At 67.0% G+C, this 17957-nt stretch carries 19 protein-coding genes and 1 pseudogene; 10 read left to right on the top strand and 10 right to left on the bottom strand.

What is annotated here, in order from left to right:
* The first annotated feature begins 13 nt into the window (after nt 1-13).
* A complete protein-coding gene (locus tag AB4Y92_RS20910) occupies nt 14-583 on the top strand; it encodes a DUF3016 domain-containing protein (RefSeq protein WP_441821435.1) in 570 nt (189 codons plus the stop codon).
* A gap of 128 nt (nt 584-711) precedes the next feature.
* Here AB4Y92_RS20910 and AB4Y92_RS20915 read toward each other — a convergent pair whose 3' ends face one another.
* The 3 genes from AB4Y92_RS20915 to AB4Y92_RS20925 all read right to left on the bottom strand — a co-directional run bounded on the left by AB4Y92_RS20915 (nt 712) and on the right by AB4Y92_RS20925 (nt 2862).
* Nucleotides 712-1131: a VOC family protein gene (locus tag AB4Y92_RS20915; protein WP_441821415.1), complete on the bottom strand. Its 420-nt coding sequence runs from the start codon at nt 1129-1131 to the stop codon at nt 712-714.
* Between the two features lie 199 nt (nt 1132-1330).
* Nucleotides 1331-2230 carry an SMP-30/gluconolactonase/LRE family protein gene (locus tag AB4Y92_RS20920; protein ID WP_441821416.1) on the bottom strand — a complete coding sequence of 300 codons (900 nt, stop codon included), beginning with the start codon at nt 2228-2230 and terminating at the stop codon, nt 1331-1333.
* A gap of 101 nt (nt 2231-2331) precedes the next feature.
* Nucleotides 2332-2862 carry an Lrp/AsnC family transcriptional regulator gene (locus tag AB4Y92_RS20925; RefSeq protein ID WP_441821417.1) on the bottom strand — a complete coding sequence of 177 codons (531 nt, stop codon included), beginning with the start codon at nt 2860-2862 and terminating at the stop codon, nt 2332-2334.
* A 107-nt stretch (nt 2863-2969) separates the two neighbouring features.
* Between AB4Y92_RS20925 and AB4Y92_RS20930 the strand changes: the two genes are divergently transcribed.
* Nucleotides 2970-4277 carry a beta-1,3-glucanase family protein gene (locus AB4Y92_RS20930; protein ID WP_441821418.1) on the top strand — a complete coding sequence of 436 codons (1308 nt, stop codon included), beginning with the start codon at nt 2970-2972 and terminating at the stop codon, nt 4275-4277.
* Nucleotides 4278-4370: 93 nt separating this feature from the next.
* On the opposite strand, the gene AB4Y92_RS20935 is transcribed toward AB4Y92_RS20930, so the two are convergent.
* Complete coding sequence (locus AB4Y92_RS20935) at nt 4371-4799, bottom strand: PepSY domain-containing protein (RefSeq protein ID WP_441821419.1); 429 nt, start codon at nt 4797-4799, stop codon at nt 4371-4373.
* A 332-nt stretch (nt 4800-5131) separates the two neighbouring features.
* On the opposite strand from AB4Y92_RS20935, the gene AB4Y92_RS20940 reads away from it, so the two are divergent.
* Both AB4Y92_RS20940 and AB4Y92_RS20945 read left to right on the top strand, forming a co-directional pair.
* Nucleotides 5132-6034, top strand: a complete 903-nt coding sequence (locus AB4Y92_RS20940) for a hypothetical protein (RefSeq protein WP_441821420.1) — start codon at nt 5132-5134, stop codon at nt 6032-6034.
* Between the two features lie 298 nt (nt 6035-6332).
* On the top strand, nt 6333-7217 hold the full coding sequence (locus tag AB4Y92_RS20945; protein ID WP_441821421.1) for a hypothetical protein: 885 nt from the start codon (nt 6333-6335) through the stop codon (nt 7215-7217).
* A gap of 206 nt (nt 7218-7423) precedes the next feature.
* Here the strand turns inward: AB4Y92_RS20945 and AB4Y92_RS20950 are convergent, their stop codons facing one another.
* The 5 genes from AB4Y92_RS20950 to AB4Y92_RS20970 all read right to left on the bottom strand — a co-directional run bounded on the left by AB4Y92_RS20950 (nt 7424) and on the right by AB4Y92_RS20970 (nt 11338).
* Nucleotides 7424-8281, bottom strand: coding sequence for an arylamine N-acetyltransferase family protein (locus AB4Y92_RS20950; protein ID WP_441821422.1), 858 nt, complete (start codon nt 8279-8281; stop codon nt 7424-7426).
* 120 nt (nt 8282-8401) lie between these two features.
* Nucleotides 8402-8941: a DUF2058 domain-containing protein gene (locus AB4Y92_RS20955; protein ID WP_441821423.1), complete on the bottom strand. Its 540-nt coding sequence runs from the start codon at nt 8939-8941 to the stop codon at nt 8402-8404.
* 79 nt (nt 8942-9020) lie between these two features.
* Nucleotides 9021-9530 carry a DUF1697 domain-containing protein gene (locus AB4Y92_RS20960; protein ID WP_441821424.1) on the bottom strand — a complete coding sequence of 170 codons (510 nt, stop codon included), beginning with the start codon at nt 9528-9530 and terminating at the stop codon, nt 9021-9023.
* 78 nt (nt 9531-9608) lie between these two features.
* Complete coding sequence (locus AB4Y92_RS20965) at nt 9609-10841, bottom strand: MFS transporter (RefSeq protein ID WP_441821425.1); 1233 nt, start codon at nt 10839-10841, stop codon at nt 9609-9611.
* Nucleotides 10842-10960: 119 nt separating this feature from the next.
* Nucleotides 10961-11338, bottom strand: coding sequence for an STY0301 family protein (locus AB4Y92_RS20970; protein ID WP_441821426.1), 378 nt, complete (start codon nt 11336-11338; stop codon nt 10961-10963).
* A gap of 178 nt (nt 11339-11516) precedes the next feature.
* Between AB4Y92_RS20970 and AB4Y92_RS20975 the strand changes: the two genes are divergently transcribed.
* From AB4Y92_RS20975 to AB4Y92_RS20985, 3 genes are all read left to right on the top strand, one after another.
* Nucleotides 11517-12194 (top strand): winged helix-turn-helix domain-containing protein, encoded by a 678-nt coding sequence (locus AB4Y92_RS20975; protein ID WP_441821427.1) that lies wholly within the window; start codon nt 11517-11519, stop codon nt 12192-12194.
* A complete protein-coding gene (locus tag AB4Y92_RS20980) occupies nt 12178-13410 on the top strand; it encodes a sensor histidine kinase (RefSeq protein WP_441821428.1) in 1233 nt (410 codons plus the stop codon). Before AB4Y92_RS20975 ends, AB4Y92_RS20980 begins: the two co-directional genes overlap by 17 nt.
* 91 nt (nt 13411-13501) lie before the next feature.
* Entirely contained in the window at nt 13502-14629 is a 1128-nt protein-coding gene (locus tag AB4Y92_RS20985) for an agmatine deiminase family protein (RefSeq protein ID WP_441821429.1), read from the top strand.
* A gap of 278 nt (nt 14630-14907) precedes the next feature.
* On the opposite strand, the gene AB4Y92_RS20990 is transcribed toward AB4Y92_RS20985, so the two are convergent.
* Nucleotides 14908-15519, bottom strand: coding sequence for a hypothetical protein (locus AB4Y92_RS20990; protein WP_441821430.1), 612 nt, complete (start codon nt 15517-15519; stop codon nt 14908-14910).
* A 99-nt stretch (nt 15520-15618) separates the two neighbouring features.
* Here AB4Y92_RS20990 and AB4Y92_RS20995 point away from each other — a divergent pair, with 99 nt between their 5' ends.
* The 3 genes and pseudogenes from AB4Y92_RS20995 to AB4Y92_RS21005 all read left to right on the top strand — a co-directional run.
* Nucleotides 15619-15822, top strand: a complete 204-nt coding sequence (locus AB4Y92_RS20995; protein WP_441821431.1) for a hypothetical protein — start codon at nt 15619-15621, stop codon at nt 15820-15822.
* 247 nt (nt 15823-16069) lie between these two features.
* Complete coding sequence (locus tag AB4Y92_RS21000) at nt 16070-17746, top strand: hypothetical protein (protein WP_441821432.1); 1677 nt, start codon at nt 16070-16072, stop codon at nt 17744-17746.
* Between the two features lie 122 nt (nt 17747-17868).
* A pseudogene (locus AB4Y92_RS21005) lies at nt 17869-17957 on the top strand (IS1595 family transposase); the annotation flags it as partial.

Raw genomic sequence — 17957 nt, forward strand, 5'->3', positions numbered from 1 at the left:
GCCCGTCATGTATATGCGGACCGCACTCGCCATCGTTCTTTCGGTCGCCGCGCTGTTGGCCGGGGACGCCGGCGCCAAATCCCGCAGCGTCACCGATCCCGACGCCCCGCGCGCCTTGCCCGCGCAAGGCCCGGTCAGCGTGAGCTGGCAGAACCCCGAGCAATTCACCGAAATCCGCCAGAGCCGCAACCGCTATGAAGCGCGCCGCGGCAACTGGGTCGAGCAGCTCGCCCAGTACGTGCGCACGCGCGGACAGCGCCGGCTGCCGCCGGGCGAGCGCCTGGACGTGGACATCACCGACATCAAGCGCGCCGGCGATTTCGAGCCCTGGCATGGCTCGCAGTACAACGACACCCGTTTCGTCCGCGACATCTATCCGCCGAAGATCGCGCTGAGCTTCAAGCGCCTGGACGCCAACGGCCAGGTAATCGAAGAAGGCCAGCGCACCTTGCGCGACATGAGCTTCATGATGGGTCCGCGCACCGCCAGCGACTCCGATCCGCTGCGCTACGAAAAACGCCTGATCGACGACTGGCTGCACGACGAATTCAAATCCACCGACGCGCGCAGCGCCTCGCGCTGATCCGGGCACCGCGTTTTCGACTCCGCCGACGCCAAACCCCGGCCAACAAAAAACCTCGCACATCGCGAGGTTTTTTGTTGCGCGCGGGGCGGCCCGACCGGCCGCCGCCGCGCAGTCGTACCGGCCGCTTACTGCTGCGCGGCGCTCGGATCGGCGTCGGCATCCATGAAGAACACTTCCCAGGTGTGGCCGTCGAGATCGTCGTAGGAGCGCTGGTACATGAAGCCGTAATCCTTCGGCGCGTGTCCGGTCGCGCCGGCGGCCACGGCCTTGTCGGCCAGGGCATCGACTTCGGCGCGGTTGGGCAGGGACACCGCTACCAGCGATTCCACCTGCTTGGTCGCATCGACGATGGTTTTCTTGGTGAAGCTCTGGAAGAACGGCTCGACCAGCAGCATCACGAAGATGTTCTCGCCGACGATCATGCAGGTGGCGTTTTCGTCGGTGAACTTCGGATTGAAGGTGTAGCCGAGCTTGGTATAGAACTCGACCGAGCGGTCCAGGTTCTTGACGGGCAGGTTGACGAACAGTTGGGCGTGGGTGGTCATGGCGATGTCTCCGGCGGTTGAAAGGGGATGGATGGATTGATGCGGCGGACAGTAACGAGGGATCGTTTCCGGACCGTTTCCTGCCTGCTCCTGACAACGACGAGCCAGGATCGCAGGAATCGACACGGCCGCGAAAAAAATTTCGCATCCCCCTTTTCGCCCTCCTCCGGCCGCCCGCGGCCCCTCCGCCCCGCGCCCCTCAGACCGTCCGGGCCCCGCACACCGCCAGCAGCACCGAGTACAGCGAGGTGGTCGCGGTGATGAACAAGCGATTGCGCTTGGGCCCGCCGAACACCAGATTGGAGACCCGCTCGGGCAGGCGGATCTCGCCGATCAGCTCGCCGTCGGCGCGGTGGCAATGCACCGCCGGGCCCGCGCTGACCCAGACCCGGCCGTCTTCGTCCACCCGCAGGCCGTCGTAGACCGCATCGGCGCAGGTCGCGAACGTCCGCGCCGCACTCAGGCCGCCGTCGCCGCCGACATCGAACACCCGCAGCAGCCCGCTGCCGACGCCGCTGTCGACCACGTACAGCCGCGATTCGTCCGGCGAGAACGCCAGCCCGTTGGGTTGCACGAAGCCTTCGGCCACGCGCTCGACGGCGCCATCGGCCGGATCGATGCGATAGACATGGCAGCCGTCCTGCTCGGCCGGCGCGCGCACGCCTTCGTAACTGGAGTCGATGCCATAGGAAGGATCGGTGAACCAGATCGCGCCGTTGGACTGCACCACCACGTCGTTCGGGCTGTTGAAGCGCCGCCCGCGACAGTGTTCGGCCAACACGCTGATCCGGCCGTCGTGCTCGGTGCGGATCACCCGCCGCCCGCCTTGTTCGCAACTGATCATGCGGCCCTGCCGGTCCACGGTGCCGCCGTTGGCGTAACCCGACGGCTGCCGGAACACGCCGACCTGGCCGTTGGTTTCGTCCCAGCGCAGCAGGCGCTCGTTGGGAATATCGCTCCAGACCACGCACCGCATCGCCGCGAACCAGGTCGGCCCCTCGGCCCAGCGGCAACCGTCGGCCAGCCGCTCCAGGTTCGCGCTCAAGCGGATGCAGCGGCGGAATTCGGGGTGGTGAATCACGTAATCGTCGTCGGCCATCGCTAACCCGTGTCGGTGAAATCGCGACAGGCATTGTCGTCGCGGCGGCCGGCCGGATTCCTGCGTCCGCGGCGGCGATGACGCCGCGAAACTGCGTGCGCTCAGTCGATGGGCACCTGCAGGCCCACCTTCGCCCCGTCCAGCACGAAGGTGGTGGTGAAGCGCTTGATGTTGGCGTCCTCGAAGAACAACCGCCGGCTCAGGCGCTCGTAATCGGCGACATCGCGCGCCAGCACGATCAGCAGGAAATCGAATTCGCCGGCTACGTAGTAGCACTGCTGCACCTGCGGCTGCGCGGCCATGCGCCGCTTGAACGGGTCGATGAGGTCGGCGCGGCTGCCCTGGATCAGCTCGACGCCGACGATCACGCGCAGGCCCAGGCCCACCGCCACGGGATCGATCACCGCGACCTCGGACACGATCGCGCCCTGCGCGCGCAGGCGCTTGATCCGCCGCTGCACCGCGGTGGCCGACAAGCCGACCGCTTCGGCGATGTCGTCCGTGGTGGTGCGCGCGTCGTCCTGCAGGCGCTGCAGGATGCGGCGATCGAATTGATCCATATCGCGGCTCGGCAATTCGGCGATGACTTGCGCGCCAGTGTAGAACGCGCCGCCGCCGGCCTGGGCATTCACGGGCCGCCGGCGCCGGCGTTTACCTCTTATCCACCGCCGCGCATGTCCGCCGCCGCCGCGATTCCGCGTTGGTTTACGGCCCGCCCTCCAACACGAAGGTATCGCCCATGAGCTCAGTACCCCTCACCCTCGACGCTACTCAGACCGATCTGGCCGCCGATGTCGGCGTCTATGCCTACATTGTCGGCCTGGTCGCGGGCGTGTTCTATCGACTCGACGCCGACGGTGTGCCGCAGGCGATGAGCTTGAACGACAACACCCAGGCCGCGCAGAGTTTTCCCGATTCCGGCCAGCTCGATGCCGCCGCCATCGCCGCGCTGCAGCCCAACTATCCCCAGGCCTGGGCCGATTACTCGATCGCGCTGGCCCGCACCGCGCCGGCCACGCAACTGGACCTGTCGCAGATCAACACGACCACCGTGCCCGGCCTGGGCACCGGCACCAATGCCTTCAGCGGGCGCATCTACGTGTCGGTCGGCTTGCCGCGGCTGCCGTTCACCGTCCAGCCCAGCGGCTACGCCGCGCCGGTGCCGTACGCCGACGGCCCGGGTGCGCAGTGCCTGTTCGACTGGATCGAGTTCTCCTACGACAGCGAAGGCAACTTCAACGGCAATACCACCCAGGTCGATCAGTTCGGCTTCGCGATGAGCCTGGACGGCGCGCCCGGCGGCAGCCTGCAAGGCGCGATGAGCCTTACGCGCGACGCGCTGCTGGCGAAGATCGGCGCGCTGACCGGCCCGTTTATCGACTCGGGCAGTCTGGTCGCGGTCAACGCCGCCGCTGCGGCCGCGTATCCGGCCAGCGTCGCCACGCTGCGCGCACAATCGCCCAAGACCCTGACCGCGATGGGCAGCTACAGCGGCGGGCTGACCGATTACTTCAACGACACCTTAAGTGCGTGGTATCTCAATTGGCAGACCACGCCGCTGGTGGTCAACGACGGCGCCACCGGCTACTACACCGGCGTGGTCGACAGCGGCAGCGGCGTGCTGAATTTCTATCAGGGGCAATACACCACCCTGGCGCAATGGCAGGCGGCGGCGCCGGCACTGGCCTTCCCGATGGTCGGCTCGGCGCCGTCGACGGTGCAGATCGCCTCGATCGACGTATGGCAATGCGCCAACTCCCTGACCGCCGGCGGCGCCGCGCAGCAGAACGTCGGCAAGAACATCGCCGCGGCGTTCAATCGCGGCGTACCCGGCTATCTGCTGGACGACACCGTCTGCCACAGCGAGGCCGGATCGTTCTATCCCTCCGGCGGCACCTGGAACGCCTGGGCCGCGATCATGCATGCGGCCAACACCAACGGGCTGGCGTATGGCTTTCCCTACGACGATGTCTGCCAGCAGAGCCCGACGATACAGCTCAACGCGGCCACGCAAGTCAATGTGGTGATCGGCAATTTCTACAGCTGATCGCGGCGCGCGGAGGATGGACGAAACCGCGGCCGCCTTCGATCGAAGGCGGCCGCGGCGTTTACCTCGGCGTGAACCGGTTCAAGGCAGGGATCAGTTCTTCTCGACGCCGAAGATCTTGCCGTTGTCCGGATCGAGCTTGAGCTTGATGTCGCGGCCGGCCGGATCGTCGGCCTTGGCCAGCCAGATGCCGCCGTCGTAATCGACATCGTGGATGTCGGTGTAACCCGCCGCCGACAGCGCCGCGCGCACGTCGCGCTCGCTCATCTGCGCGACCTGCTCGTTCGGATAGACGCGGCCGCTGCGCGGGTCCAGCTTGACCTGCACGCGGTTGCCGTCGGCGCTGCGCGCATCGGCTTTCCACACGCCGTCCTTGAAATCGAGATCGTTGATCTTGGTGTAGCCCTGTTCGGCCAGACGGGTGCGGATCTGATGCTCAGTCAGCGCGGTAGGCGCGGCCTGGGCCATTACGAAGGAAGGGGTGCAGGCCACCAGGGCCAGCGCCAGCAGATATCGCTTCATGGCGTCCTCCTGTGCGTGGGGAGATTCGATTCTCGATACGCCGTGCAAACAAGAAATGAACGATCGCGCGTTCATTCATGCTGTTGCTTAAGCGATGAATGAATGCGGCGCCGCGCCCGACGCGCGATCGCGATTTTCGCCGACACTCATGCCGGCATCACCGTGCGCTAACGTTGGCGCAGGGCGTTCGCGCATCCCGGCGCAAGCGCGGGACGATTTCGGCAATGCCGATACCGCATCGCCGTCCGTCCGCACGGGCTTGGTTTCCCGCGCCGGGGCGACTAACGTGATCGCACTCGCGCCACCCGGACGTGGCCGAAGGGGAGACTGCCATGTTCGTTGCCCGCCTGCGGCGCTGGCGCGCGGTACTGCTGACCGCACTGCTGCTGCCAGCCGCCGCCCACGCCTGCATCAACGAAATCGGAACCAACATCCGCGGCAAGACCTTCGAAACCGACTGGTTCGTCGGCGGCACCGACATGACCGCGCACCTGACCGACGACGCCCGCGGCCCGGTGCCGACCGACTGGCAATTGGCCGAGGCGGTCGAACGCGCGCGCAAGTCGCCGCAGTTCGTGCACCTCAACGACCTGGGCGTGGTGCTGATCTACCGGCGCAGCTATGCGCGCGCCATCAACCATTTTCTCGACGTCGAGCGCCGCTTTCCCGGCCACCACCAGACCGCGGCGAATCTGGGCACGGCGCTGGAACTGGCCGGCTACGACGAGGTCGCGCTGCGCTGGATCCGCATCGGCATCCGCCGCAACCAGAACGAACACCAGCGCTCGGAATGGCTGCACGCGCGCATCCTGCAGGCCAAGATCGCGCTCAAGCGCGATCCGCGCTATCTCGATCATCGCTCGGTGGCCGGGCTCAACTTCAGCCATGCGCTGATTCCGAAGATGCCGGCGATGCCCGTCGGCAACGACGGCCGCCGGGTCAGCCCGGCCTTGCTGGAACGCTCGCTGAGCTATCAGTTGTTCGAGCGCACCCAGTTCGTCAAACCCAAGGACCCGGTGGTCGCCAACCTGCTGATGGATTGGGCGACCTTGCATCTGGCCGGCGGCTCGATCGAGAACGCGACCGCGCTGTACGACCTGGCCGAGCGTTACGGCGCGCCGCGCGATGCGCTGATGAACCAGCGTCAGGCGCGCATTCGCGCGGTGCTCGATCGCGACCGCGCGGGCGAAAAACTGTTCAACGGCGACTGCGCGGTCTGCGAGCCGAAGTCCTGACGGCGGGCCGGGCGGGTACGTCGGTATCGCAAGCCGGGCCGCGGCCGGCGCCGGCGGGCGAGCCGGGCGACCCGCGGGCTGGCCGCGGCCGGCGCGGCTGATCGATAATGAGCGCGCTATCGAAACTTGGCCGGTGCATGATCGAATCGCGGCCGGACTGTAACGCGGTCGCGATCGGCGCACGCCGCATCGAACGTCAATAAACACAGGCCGCGCAGGCCGGGGGCTTCGCATCGTTTGTCGGCAATGCAAATCGAACGTTCCCGCCGGCTCGCGCATCTGCCCGCGTTGCGGCGCGGTGCTGCCCGGCTGGGGCGGCTTCAGCCCGACCCCGTCGATGTGGCGGGCCTGGCGCTCCAATGCCGTGTTCAAGCGGATGCTGCTCGCGCTGGTGGTGCTGATCATGGTGTTGTGGGTGTGTTCGCTGGTCTCCGACGACGTCACCCAGAGTCTGCGCGAGCAGCGGCGCGAGCGCGGGCTCGCCGCCGACAGCCGCGAACTGCTGGTGCGCGAGCAGCAGCGCTTGAACGTTCCCGACGCCGACAGCCTCGCCACGCGGCCGTCCGCCGCCAACACCCGCCTGACGCCGGCGCGCAACGCGAAAGAACTGTTGAGCGGCATGCGCGTGATCGTGGATGAAGTCGGCGGCCGCAGCCGCTATCGCCAGGCCGAGGTCGAGGCGCGGATCGCCGCGCTGCATCTGCAGGATCTGCTGCTGCCCGAGCACCTGCTCAGCGAGCAGGGTCTGCGCTCCGGCCGCGCCGTCATCCGGCGCTACATCACCCTGCTCAACTACTCGCTCGCGATCAACCGCACCAGTCAGGCCGAACTCGAGCAGCGCCTGCGCGCGCTGGCGGCTGAACTGCCTGAAGGCCGCGCCGTCATCGCCAGCCACGACCGCAACGCGGCGCGCGGGCTGCAGGAAGACAACGCCCTGCTCAACAACCAGCGCGTGGCGATCGGCAAGATCGAACGCATCTATGCGCTGGCCGAGGCCCGGCTCGGTCAGGTTCAGTTGCGCGACAACGCGTTGATTTTCGAGCAGCAGAGCGACGCGAACGAATACAACCGGCTGGTCCGCGACATCCAGGCGCTGGCCGAGCAACGCAGCGCTATCTATCGCTATCAGCAGGCGCGGGTGCAGGCGGAGTTGGATGAGATCAGTAAGCTCAAGCGGCGCTGAGAGCTTCCAAAGTCTCGGGGGCACGGGCTCGGGGGGTACAGACTCGTCATTCCCGCGAACGCGGGCTCTGCTTTACTTCGGCGGAGCCGAACATCCAGCGACTTCAGGCGCTCTCGCACGAAAGGCCCTGGATTCCCGCGTTCGCGGGAATGACGAGCAAAAACGTAAATGCTCGACAACCGAAGCAGAGACGATGGGCCCGTCGATCAAGCCGCCGATTGCGCGGCCGCCCGCTCCGCCGCCTGCACCTGCAGCCTGCGCTCGATCGCGACCGGCAATTGCGGATCGTCCGGCAAGCGCAGTTCGAACTCGTCGCGCAGCACCGCCATCACCGCCGCCGCGCCCGGCAATTCGATCCGCTCGCTCGCCGCGCCGATGCGGTGCACGGCGAAGCTGCCGCCGTTCAAGGTCTTGCGCAGCCCGGGCCCGGTGCGCGCGACGAACAATTGCCCGCGAAACGGCGACTGCGGATGGGTGGAGACATACCAGTTGCCGACCACGTAATCGATCTCGCTCTGAAGCTGCGCATCGAACACGTACAAGGCCTGCCAGTCCTCGCGGCTGCGCGCGCGCAGGACGTAGCTGTCGCCGCGCGTGTCCAGCCGATACGGCTCGTGCGCGGTCGCTTGTTCGCCGCGCTCGTTCAGCGCCAGCGGCGCGGTCGGCACCATGCCGCCGAAACCGACATCGGCGAGGTACTCCACGCCGTCGATGGTGACCAGCACGACCAGATGCGTGCGCGCGGTGATCGCGTCCTCCGGCCCGCCCATCACCACCCGCCCGGTGAGGCCGCGCGCCTGGAAGCCCAGATCCTGCAGCAGCGCCAGGAACATGCGATTGAGTTCGTAGCAGTAACCGCCGCGGCCTTCGTGCAGCAGCTTGCGCTGCAGCGACGGCAGATCCACCGGCACCGGCGCCTGCACCAGCGTGGCGATGGTTTCGAAGGCGAATACGGCCGTGTGGCGCCGTTGCAACTCGCGCAGGGTGTTCAGGTCGGGCGGCGGCGCGCGCTCGAAATCCAGGCGTTGCAGATACGCGGGAAGATGTTGCAGTTGCGCTGACATCGCAGACTCCCAGGCAGGCGGCCGATGCCTACGGTAGCGGCTGCGGGCCGCGCGGGTCGAGTGCGCGGATTGTCGATCCGGCGTGCGGCGGCTGTGTGAACGCCGCCGCGGGTTCGCGCATCACCAGATCAGATCGTCGGGCACCTGGAACTTCGCGTAGTACGCATCGTCCTCGCTCACCGCGGCCTCGCTCTTGGGCTCGGCGTGATCGAGCACGATCATCGACGGATCGCGGCTGCGGACTTTTTCCGCGGCGGCGCGCGGCAGCAGTTCGTAACCGGGCTCGTGCCGGGCGATCACCAGCGCGCCGCTGGCCAACTGCGCGCGCAGCGCGGTGTTGATCAGCACGGTCTTGATCTTGCCTTCGTCGGTGAAGCCGTAGGAGATCTCGCCCTCGCGCTTGACCTTATTCGTCTCGACGATCTGGCGGATCTGCGCGCGCTGCTCGTGCGCGCGCGCCTGCGCGTTGCGCTCGGCGGCCAGCGCGCGGTCGCGCTCGGCGCGCTCCAGGCGCAGCCGCTCGGTTTCCAGTTGTTCCGCGCTGGGCGGCGGCGGCGCCTTGCCCTGGCGCTGTTTGGCCTGCTCGCGCGCCACCTGGGCGACCTGGGACTTCTTGACCAGGCCGGCCTTGAGCAATTGATCTTGTAGGGGATTTCGCATGGGCCCAGTCTAGTACGGGCCGCGGCCGGCTTAAACCGGCCGGGGCGGACTTTCGGCCGGTTTCACGGGGCGCCGCCGCTCAGCCGCCGGCCATCTCGATCAGCTTGGCGACCGTATTCAAATTGCGCGCCGTGCCGGTCTTGGCGGCGGGAATGACCAGCCGGGAATCGGCCATGCCCTCGCCGTAATGCACGTAGATCTCGCGCTCGCCCAGGGCGATCTGTTCGCCGTTAAGGTGCTTGACCGCGGCCAGCGCATCGGCCGGCGGGGGCTGATCGAGGAAGATCAGCACCGCGCGATTGGGCGCGGCATGCACGAACGGCTGCGCCGCCAGCGCCTTGGCCATCTGCGCGCCGGTGCGCACGATCACCCCGACCGGCTTGCCGGCATAGTCCGCCAGCCGCTTCCCCAGCGCCGCCTGCGCCGCGCTCGCGCTCAGGGCGCTGCGAAACACCACGTTGCCGCTGGCGATGTAGGTGCGCACATCGAGGAAACCGGCGTCCTCGCACATGGCGCGCAGCTCGGCCATCGGCAGTTTGCCGGTGCCGCCGACGTTCACGGCGCGCAGCAGGGCGATATAGGTGGGCATGGCGGAAGGATACGGCAGCCACGGCGAATTTCGGACACCGCTTGGAAGGACGTCTGCCCAGGCGCTTGCGCGCTGAAATCACTCGGCCTCGTTGACCACCGCCAGCGCGCGGGTGCGTTGCACATCGCTGCGCGCCCAGAAATAAATCAGCAATCCCGCCACCGCGGTGATCGCACCGACCACGCCGGTCGAAGTCCAGCCGTAGCCAGCCGTGATCGCCATGCCGCCGAGCCACGGCCCGAGCGCATTGGCCATGTTGAACGCCGAATGGTTGGACGCCGCCGCCAGCGTCTGCGCCGACTTCGCCACGTCCATCAGATGCGCCTGCAACACCGTCGCCAACGCGCCCATCGTGCCGACCGCCAGCACCGCCGGCAGCACCGTCCACACCGAGCGCGCGGCCAGCGGGAACAGCAGCAGGATCGCCGCCGACCACACCAGAATCCATGCCGCGGCGCGGAACTGCAGGCGGTCGAACAACCAGCCGCCGCCGAGCGTGCCGAGAATGCCGCCGATGCCGAACGCGATCAGTCCGAAGGGAATGAACGATTCGCGCACGCCGGTCACGTGCACCAGCGTCGGTGCCAGATAGCTGAAGACGCAGAACATGCCCGCGAAACCGATCGCGCCAATGCCCAGCGCCAGCCACACCGGCTTGCGGTTGAAGTCGCGCAACTCGCGCATCGCGTCGGGGCGCGGTGCGTGCATGCCCGGCGGCAACACCCGCGCGGTCATCGTCACCGTCGCCAGCGCGATCAACGACACCAGTCCGAACGCCCAGCGCCAGCCGAAGGTCTGGCCCAACCACGTCGCCAACGGATTGCCCACCAGCAATGCGACCGACAAGCCCAGCATCACCCGCCCGACCGCGGCGCCGCGCTGCTCGGGCGGACTGATCCGCGCCGCCACCAAGGCCGCGATTCCGAAATACGCGCCATGCGGCAGACCGGCGACGAAGCGCGCGAACATCAAGGTGTAGTATCCCGGCGCGAGCGCGCTGGCGAGATTGCCGAACGCATAGAAGCCCATCAACGCCAGCAGCAGACTGCGCCGCGACATGCGCGCGCCGAGAATCGCCAAGGCTGGCGCGCCGACCACCACGCCCAGGGCATACGCGCTGATGACGTGGCCCACTGCAGGTTCGTTCACGCCCATCGCGCGGGCGATGTCGGTGATCAGGCCCATGACCACGAACTCGCTGGTGCCGATGGCGAAGCCGCCCATCGCCAGCGCGAACAGGATCAGGGCGATCTGGCGGGGAGACAGGATCGGCGCGGGACTGTCCTGGCGGACGGGGCTGGCGGGGGTCATGGGGCCATTATTGTGCTTTGCAGCATCAGGCGCCACTGCAGGATCTGGCGTTTATGGCGCGGCTTGGAAGGCCAATTCCGGGCGCGCTGGCGGCGAAATCGCCGGCGCGGCGTCGCCGCTTACCGGCAATCGAGCTTCAGCGTCTTGTTCGCGCGGACCCGGTATTCGCACGTATCGACCTGCTTCGACAACGTCACATCGGCCACGTGGCCATCGGCGTAGCGGCATCGCACCGTGACGATGCGACCGGCCTCGTAGATGTAGCGCAGCGACCAACGGCCGAAGGATTCCTGCGGATCGTCCGGCACCAGCGTCGCCTGTTCTTCCGGCGTTCCGTCGAACACATCGACTCCGCGCAAGGGATGGCCGGGACGTTTCGGACAAACCTCCGCCGCGGCGGCAGGCGCGAGCGAAAACATCGCCAGCGCGGCCAGCAGCACGGTGGCGATGGCCTTCTGCGACGACACGGGAATGGTCTGCGATGTCTGGTTCGGCACGTGCGCCTCGGGGCGGCGGTCGGTGAGCCATTGTCCGCCCTTCGGCGGGCTGGACGCATCTAGGCCTGCCGGACCGCCTAACCGAATCAGCCGGCGGTCTGCGCTGCCCGCCCCATTTCGAGACAAGGCCCGCCCTGCAGCCGATGCCGGAACACTGCCGCGGCGCTAAGCTCGCGCCATGCGCCTGCTCGTACTCGAAGACCAGACCGATCTGCGCGAAGCCGTCGCCGGCCGCCTGCGCGCGCACGGTCACGCCGTGGACGAGGTCGCCGATCTGGCGGCCGCGGAATCCTTCGTGCTGTCCTACGCCTACGACGCCTTCGTGCTCGACCGCACCCTGCCCGACGGCGACGCGCTGGCTTCGCTGAGGCAATGGCGCCGGCGCGGCATCGCCACGCCGGCCTTGTTCCTGACCGCGCGCGACGCGGTCGAGGATCGCATCGACGGCTTCGCCGGCGGCGCCGACGACTATCTGATCAAACCGTTTTCGATGGACGAACTGATGGCGCGGATCGGCGCGATCGGCCGGCGCGGCGGCGCGATCCGGCCCAGCGTGTTGCGCGTGGCCGATCTGGAGGTCGACCTGGGACGCCGCGAAGTGCGCCGCGGCGGCATCGCGCTGCCGCTGCGCCCGAAGGAATTCGCCCTGCTGCAATTGCTGGCCGAACGCGCCGGGCAAGTGGTCGCGCGCCACGACATCATCGCCAGCTGCTGGGGCGAAGGCCAGGAACCGGCGTCGAACGCCGACGAAGTGCTGATCGCCGCGCTGCGCCGCAAACTCGGCAGCCCGCCGCTGCTGCGCACAGTGCGCGGCGCGGGTTATCTGCTGGACGGGCGCGATGACGCGACGGCGTGAGCAAGTCCTGCGGCGCCTGCACCTGCGCCTGACCGCGATCTGGACGGCGGCGTGGCTGCTGTGCGTGATCGTGCTGTGCGGCGTCGCCATCGCCACGCATGCGCGACTGACCCAGCTCGATCTCGCCTCCAACCTGCGGCTGCGCGCGACCGCGGTGTACGGATTGACCTGGTTCGACGCCGGCGGCCGCTTTCACGACGAAGTGCTGCGCAAGGAGCCCGGCGTGATCGACGGCGGCAGCGACATCTGGGTGATCGGCAAGGGCCCGCCGCCACAGGTGTTGCTGCGTCCCGAACACCCGCGCTTCGATCTCGCCGAACCCTTCGCGCTGGCCGACACGGTAATCCGCGGTGGCGACGATCTCGCCAGCGAAGGCCGCGACCGCCGCGGCCGCGCTTACCTGCTGCAGGCCAAGGTCACCTACGACGATCGCGACCGCCCCATCGCCGCGATCCTGGTGCTGGCCGATCCCAGCGCGCGCGACGCCACTCACGCCGCGTTCGTGCGCTGGACGTTGTTGATCGCCGCGGCGCTGGCCGCATTCGGCATCCTGGTCGGCCATGTCTTGTCGCGCCGTTCGCTGCGGCCGGCGATCGCTTCGTTCGAGCAACAAGAGCGCTTCATCGCCGCCGCCGCGCACGAGTTGCGCACGCCGGTCGCGCGCCTGCAGGCCTTGTGCGAATCCGCGCACGACGGCCGCGAGCCGCCGGCGCAAGTGCTGACCAAGGTCGAACGCGTGGCGACGCAGACCGCCGGCCTGGTCGATCAGTTGCTGCTGCTGGCGCGCCTGGATGCGGCGGCGACGCCGGTGAACAAGGAACCGGTGCGGCTGGATCTGTTGGTCGAAGCGATCATGCCCGAGGAGCGGGAAATCGTCTTCCACGGCGAAGAGTCGGTGGTGAACGTGGACCTGCGGCTGGTGCAGACCGCCGTGCGTAATCTGATCGACAACGCCTTGCTGCACGCGGCGACGGACGCGGCTTCCGAGCCGATCACGGTGACCGTCAGCGGCCGCAAGGTGATCGTCGAAGACCGCGGCCCGGGCTTCCCCGAAAGCTTGCTGCAGCGCATCCGCGAACCCTTCGTCACCGGCCCGGGCAGCCGCGGCAGCGGGCTCGGGTTGTCGATCGTTCAGCACATCGCCCAGCTGCACGGCGGGCAATTGCGCCTGGAAAACCGCGCCGGCGGCGGCGCGCGGGCGGAACTGGCCCTCTAGCGGCGGCTGTCGCCCGGCCGGTATCAGCTCGATGTCAGCTTCGCTGGCTAAGGTGCGCCTCCAAGCCCACCCAACCCAGACAGGTTCCCTCATGCACATCCCCGCCCTCCCCCGCGCCGGCTGGCTTCCGCTGGTCGCCGGCGTCCTCTGCGCCCTCGCCCTGACCGCCACCGGCACCGCCCGCGCCCAGTCCGGTTACATGCCGGACGAAACCGCGCGCCACGAAGGCACCTGGCTGCAGTGGCCGCACGCCTACACCTACGGCCGCGCCTATCGCGACCGGATCGAATCGACCTGGGTGGCGATGACCAAGGCCCTGGTCGCCGGCGAGAACGTGCACATCGTCGTCTACGACGCCGCCGAGCAGACCCGCGTGCGCAGCGTGCTCATCGCCGCCGGCGTCGCGCTGACGAAAGTGAGCTTCCTGATCCGTCCCACCGACGACGTGTGGGTGCGCGACAACGGCCCGATCTTCGTCTACGACCGCAACGACCAGCTCACGATCACCGATTGGGGCTTCAACGGCTGGGGCTATGACGCGCCGTACCGCAAGGACGACGCCGTGCCCGCCACCGTCGCCGGCCGCCTCGGCCTGCCGCGCGTGGACTTGAACGACGTGGTGCTGGAAGGCGGCGCGATCGAAGTCGACGGCCGCGGCGTGCTGCTGGCCACGCGCAGTTCCACCCGCGAAGCCAATCGCAACGCGTCGCTGAGCGAAGCCGAACTCGAAGCGGTGCTGGCCGACCAGTTGGGCGTGTCCAAGTTCATCTGGCTCGACGGCGCGCCCGGCGGCAAGGACGACATCACCGACATGCACATCGACGGCTTCGCCCGCTTCGGTACGCCGAACACGCTGGTGACCATGAGCCGCGCCGACCTCCGCGAATGGGGCCTGTCGTCGGCCGATGCCGATCGCCTGTACCGCGCCAGCGATGTCGATGGCGCCGCGTACCGCATCGTGCAGCTGCCGCTGACCGCGCGCAATGTCGTGACGTCCTACGGCTACGCGCTGGGCTACAAAGGCTCGTACGTGAACTACTACGTCGGCAACACCGTGGTGCTGGTGCCTGAGTACAAGGATGCCAACGACGCCGTCGCCAAGACGATCCTGCAAGGCCTGTATCCGGGCCGCAGCGTGATCGGGATCGACGTGCGCAATCTGTATCGCAATGGCGGCATGGTGCATTGCGTGACTCAGCAGCAGCCTATCGCGCTTTGAGGTTTTCGTTGCGCTGCCGGCGGCGGGAGCGGAAAGCAAATCCCCCGGCGCAGTTGGATTGGCCTGAAGCAGGCAACGTCGGCGCCAGCCCCCTTTTTCAAAGGGGGCACTTTTTAAAAGGGTGCTGATTAACGCCCGACACTCCCGCTATTGCTGCCGTTACTCCCCCCTTTGAAAAAGGGGGGCCGGGGGGGATTTGCTTTTACCGCCACATCGCTCCGCAACCCCCAAAAACACAGGCCCCGAAACAATTCGAGGCCCGTGCCCATCCAACCGCATCAGTCCAGATTGATCCCGTTCTGGACAAACAGCGTCAACTCGCCGTGATAGTCGTGCGAGTCGTTGCCTTTCACCTGCAGCGACTGCCCGAGGCAGCTGTCGTCGTAGGTATTCGCGAACACGACCACGTTGTAATAGACCCTGCTGAGGGTCGAGCGGCCGATGCCCAGCGGATGCATCGCCTGCTGCTGGATCGAATGGTTGATCGCCTCATCCGGCTCCAGCGGCAGCTGGGCGCCCTCGGTAGGCCGCTGCGGCAGGTCCACCACGGTATAACGCGTGACGAAAGTTCCTTCCGTGCTGGTCGGACTGAACGCACGCACGACGTAGTAGCCCAAACGCACCGTGCCCGCGCAGCGCTTCGTCAGGCCTACTTGCATGCGCACGTCTTCGACCATGGTGTCGGTCCCGTAAAAATAATTCACCGGCCCCAGGCTGTAGATCACCTTGCGTTGCGGCGGCGTGGTCCACCCATAGGTGATCGGAATCGTCGAAGACTTTTCCTCCCGGGTCAAATAGATGTAGCCGGGTGAAGCAGAATCCTCAGCCGAAGCCTGAGAAACGGGAATCAGCGCCAGCGCCAGCAGAAGCAGTTTCGAAGTATTGAACATGATGGCCTCCTTGATGGAATCGGGCCGCCGCGCCGGCACGGCGGCATCGTGAATTCCTGCGAGGCCCCTGCTTTACTCGCCCCTGCGCTGGAACCGGGAATGAAGCCTCCCGAGTCGGAAACCGCTGCTCCGATTCGGGCCGCCGACGTCCTCATCCCGTGGTGCGGATTCTCATCTTTTGCAAATCATTACACCGGTTATGCGCCGCTAAACGCTCGTGATGCCGGTTGCAGTTCGATCATTCCCATGTTCTTCGCGATCCTGGCCGCCCCGTGCGGGACGGTTGGTTTCATTGCGCAATGAACTTGTCCGGATTGCACGAAATGAACTTGACTGCCGCTGCGCTATGCAACGCGGCCGCCGCACGCGCGCTGCGCCGCGCATGGAATTGAGACAGCATCGTCAGGATTAATCCGTATGGCGCATTGACGGCAGACTTCGCCCGGCTCAAAGAATGGGGCAACCAAGGACGACTGGGGAAAGACGCCGCGCGCGGTCTTGCCCGCATGGACGCGCCCGTCATCCAACCCCACTCCCGGAGTCCTTCCTCATGAGCATCACACGCCGCACCTTTCTGCTCGGCAGCGCCGCCGCGGCCGCCACCGGCGCCGTCAGCGCCTCGGCGCTCGCACGCGCCGCCGCGCAGGCGCAAGGCGCCAATCGCATCTCCGCGGTCAGCGGCCCGGGCGATGTCGTCGGCAAAGTGTCCGTCGGTTATCAAGGCTGGTTCGCCGCGCCCGGCGATGGCGCGCCCATCAACGGCTGGTGGCATTGGTCGAAAGACTGGGGCCGCCCGCCGGATCCGACCTACAACGGGATCAAGTCGTGGCCTGACATGCGCGAATACGCGCGCGGCTATCAGACCAACTTCGCGCCGTTGCGCAACGGCCAACCGGCCACGCTGTTTTCGAGTTACGACCAGAACACGGTCGACGTCCACTTCCGCTGGATGCAGCAGCACGGCATCGACACCGCCGCCCTGCAACGCTTCAACCCGGTCTCCGGCGAAGGCCCGACCCGCGACGCCATGGCCGCGAAGGTGCGCCAGGCGGCCGAACGCTATCAGCGCAAGTTCTACATCATGTACGACGTCAGCGGCTGGACGCAGATGCGCACGCAGATGAAAGAGGACTGGACCAACAAGATGTCGGCGCTGGCCGCATCGCCGGCCTACGCGCGGCAGAACGGCAAGCCGGTGGTGTGCATCTGGGGTTTCGGCTTCGACGACGACAGCCGCCCCTTCCATGCGGCCGAATGCGCGGACGTGGTGGCGTGGTTCAAGAGCCAGGGCTGCTATGTGATCGGCGGCGTGCCGACGCGCTGGCGCATCGGCGAATCGGTGCGTCCGGATTTTCTGCCGGTGTTCAACCAGTTCGACATGATCTCGCCGTGGATGATCGGCGTGATCGGGAAAATCCCGGATGCCGATGCGTTCTGGCTGTCGGTCAACATCGCCGATAAGGACTACTGCGACGCGCGCGGCATCGACTACCAACCCTGCGTGCTGCCGGGCGATCTGGCCGAGCACCAGCGCGCGCACGGCAATTTCATGTGGCGGCAGTTCTACAACCTGGCCAAGCTGGGCGTCGCCGGTTTTTATATTTCGATGTTCGACGAATACAACGAAGGCAACCAGATCGCGAAAACCGCCGAGACCTTGAACGACTCTCCGGCCAACTTCAACTTCGCCGCGCTCAACGAAGACGGCATCCCTTGCGCTTCGGACTACTACCTGCGGCTGACCGGCGACGGTGGTCGCATGCTCAAGGGTGCGATCGCTCTCACTCCGGTGCGGCCGACAGCGCCGGTGAGCGGGAGCACGGTGGGCCTGGCCACAGTTCTCAGCTTGCGTTCGCGCGTGAACAATCGCTACGTGGTCGCGGAGAGCAACGGCGCCGAGTCCTTGATCGCGAATCGCGAAGCGGTGGGCCCGTGGGAGCGCTTCGATATGGTCGATGCGGGCGGCGGCGATGTCGCGTTGCTGTCGCACGCAAACGCGAAGTTCGTGACGGTGGATGCGTCGCGGCAGAATGCATTGATCGCCAGCCGCGATACGGTGGGTACGCGCGAGCGGTTCTTTGTTGAGCTTCGGCCGGGTGGGATGGTCGCGTTGCGGGCGCGGGCTAACGATCGGTATGTGACGGCTACGAATGAGGCTAAGGGGCCGTTGATTCCTACTGCTACGCAGGTGGGCGGGTGGGAGTTGTTTGATTTGGTGATTTCGTGAGGGGGTGGAGCAAATCCCCCGGCGCAGATGGATTCGCCTGAAGCAGGCAGCGCGGGCGCCAGCCCCCTTTTTCAAGGGTCTTAGGAAGCAAAGCTGCCCCATAACGCAGCTATCTTCCTGAAATGCAAAAGAAAAACAGGTATTACCGCCGTTCGAAAATCAGCGAGGCCCGATTTCGGGCGCTCGTGCGCTGTTGGTCACTGGATCTCAC

It is taken from the genome of Lysobacter sp. TAB13, assembly GCF_052113885.1.
In the GTDB taxonomy this organism is placed as follows: domain Bacteria; phylum Pseudomonadota; class Gammaproteobacteria; order Xanthomonadales; family Xanthomonadaceae; genus Lysobacter; species Lysobacter gummosus.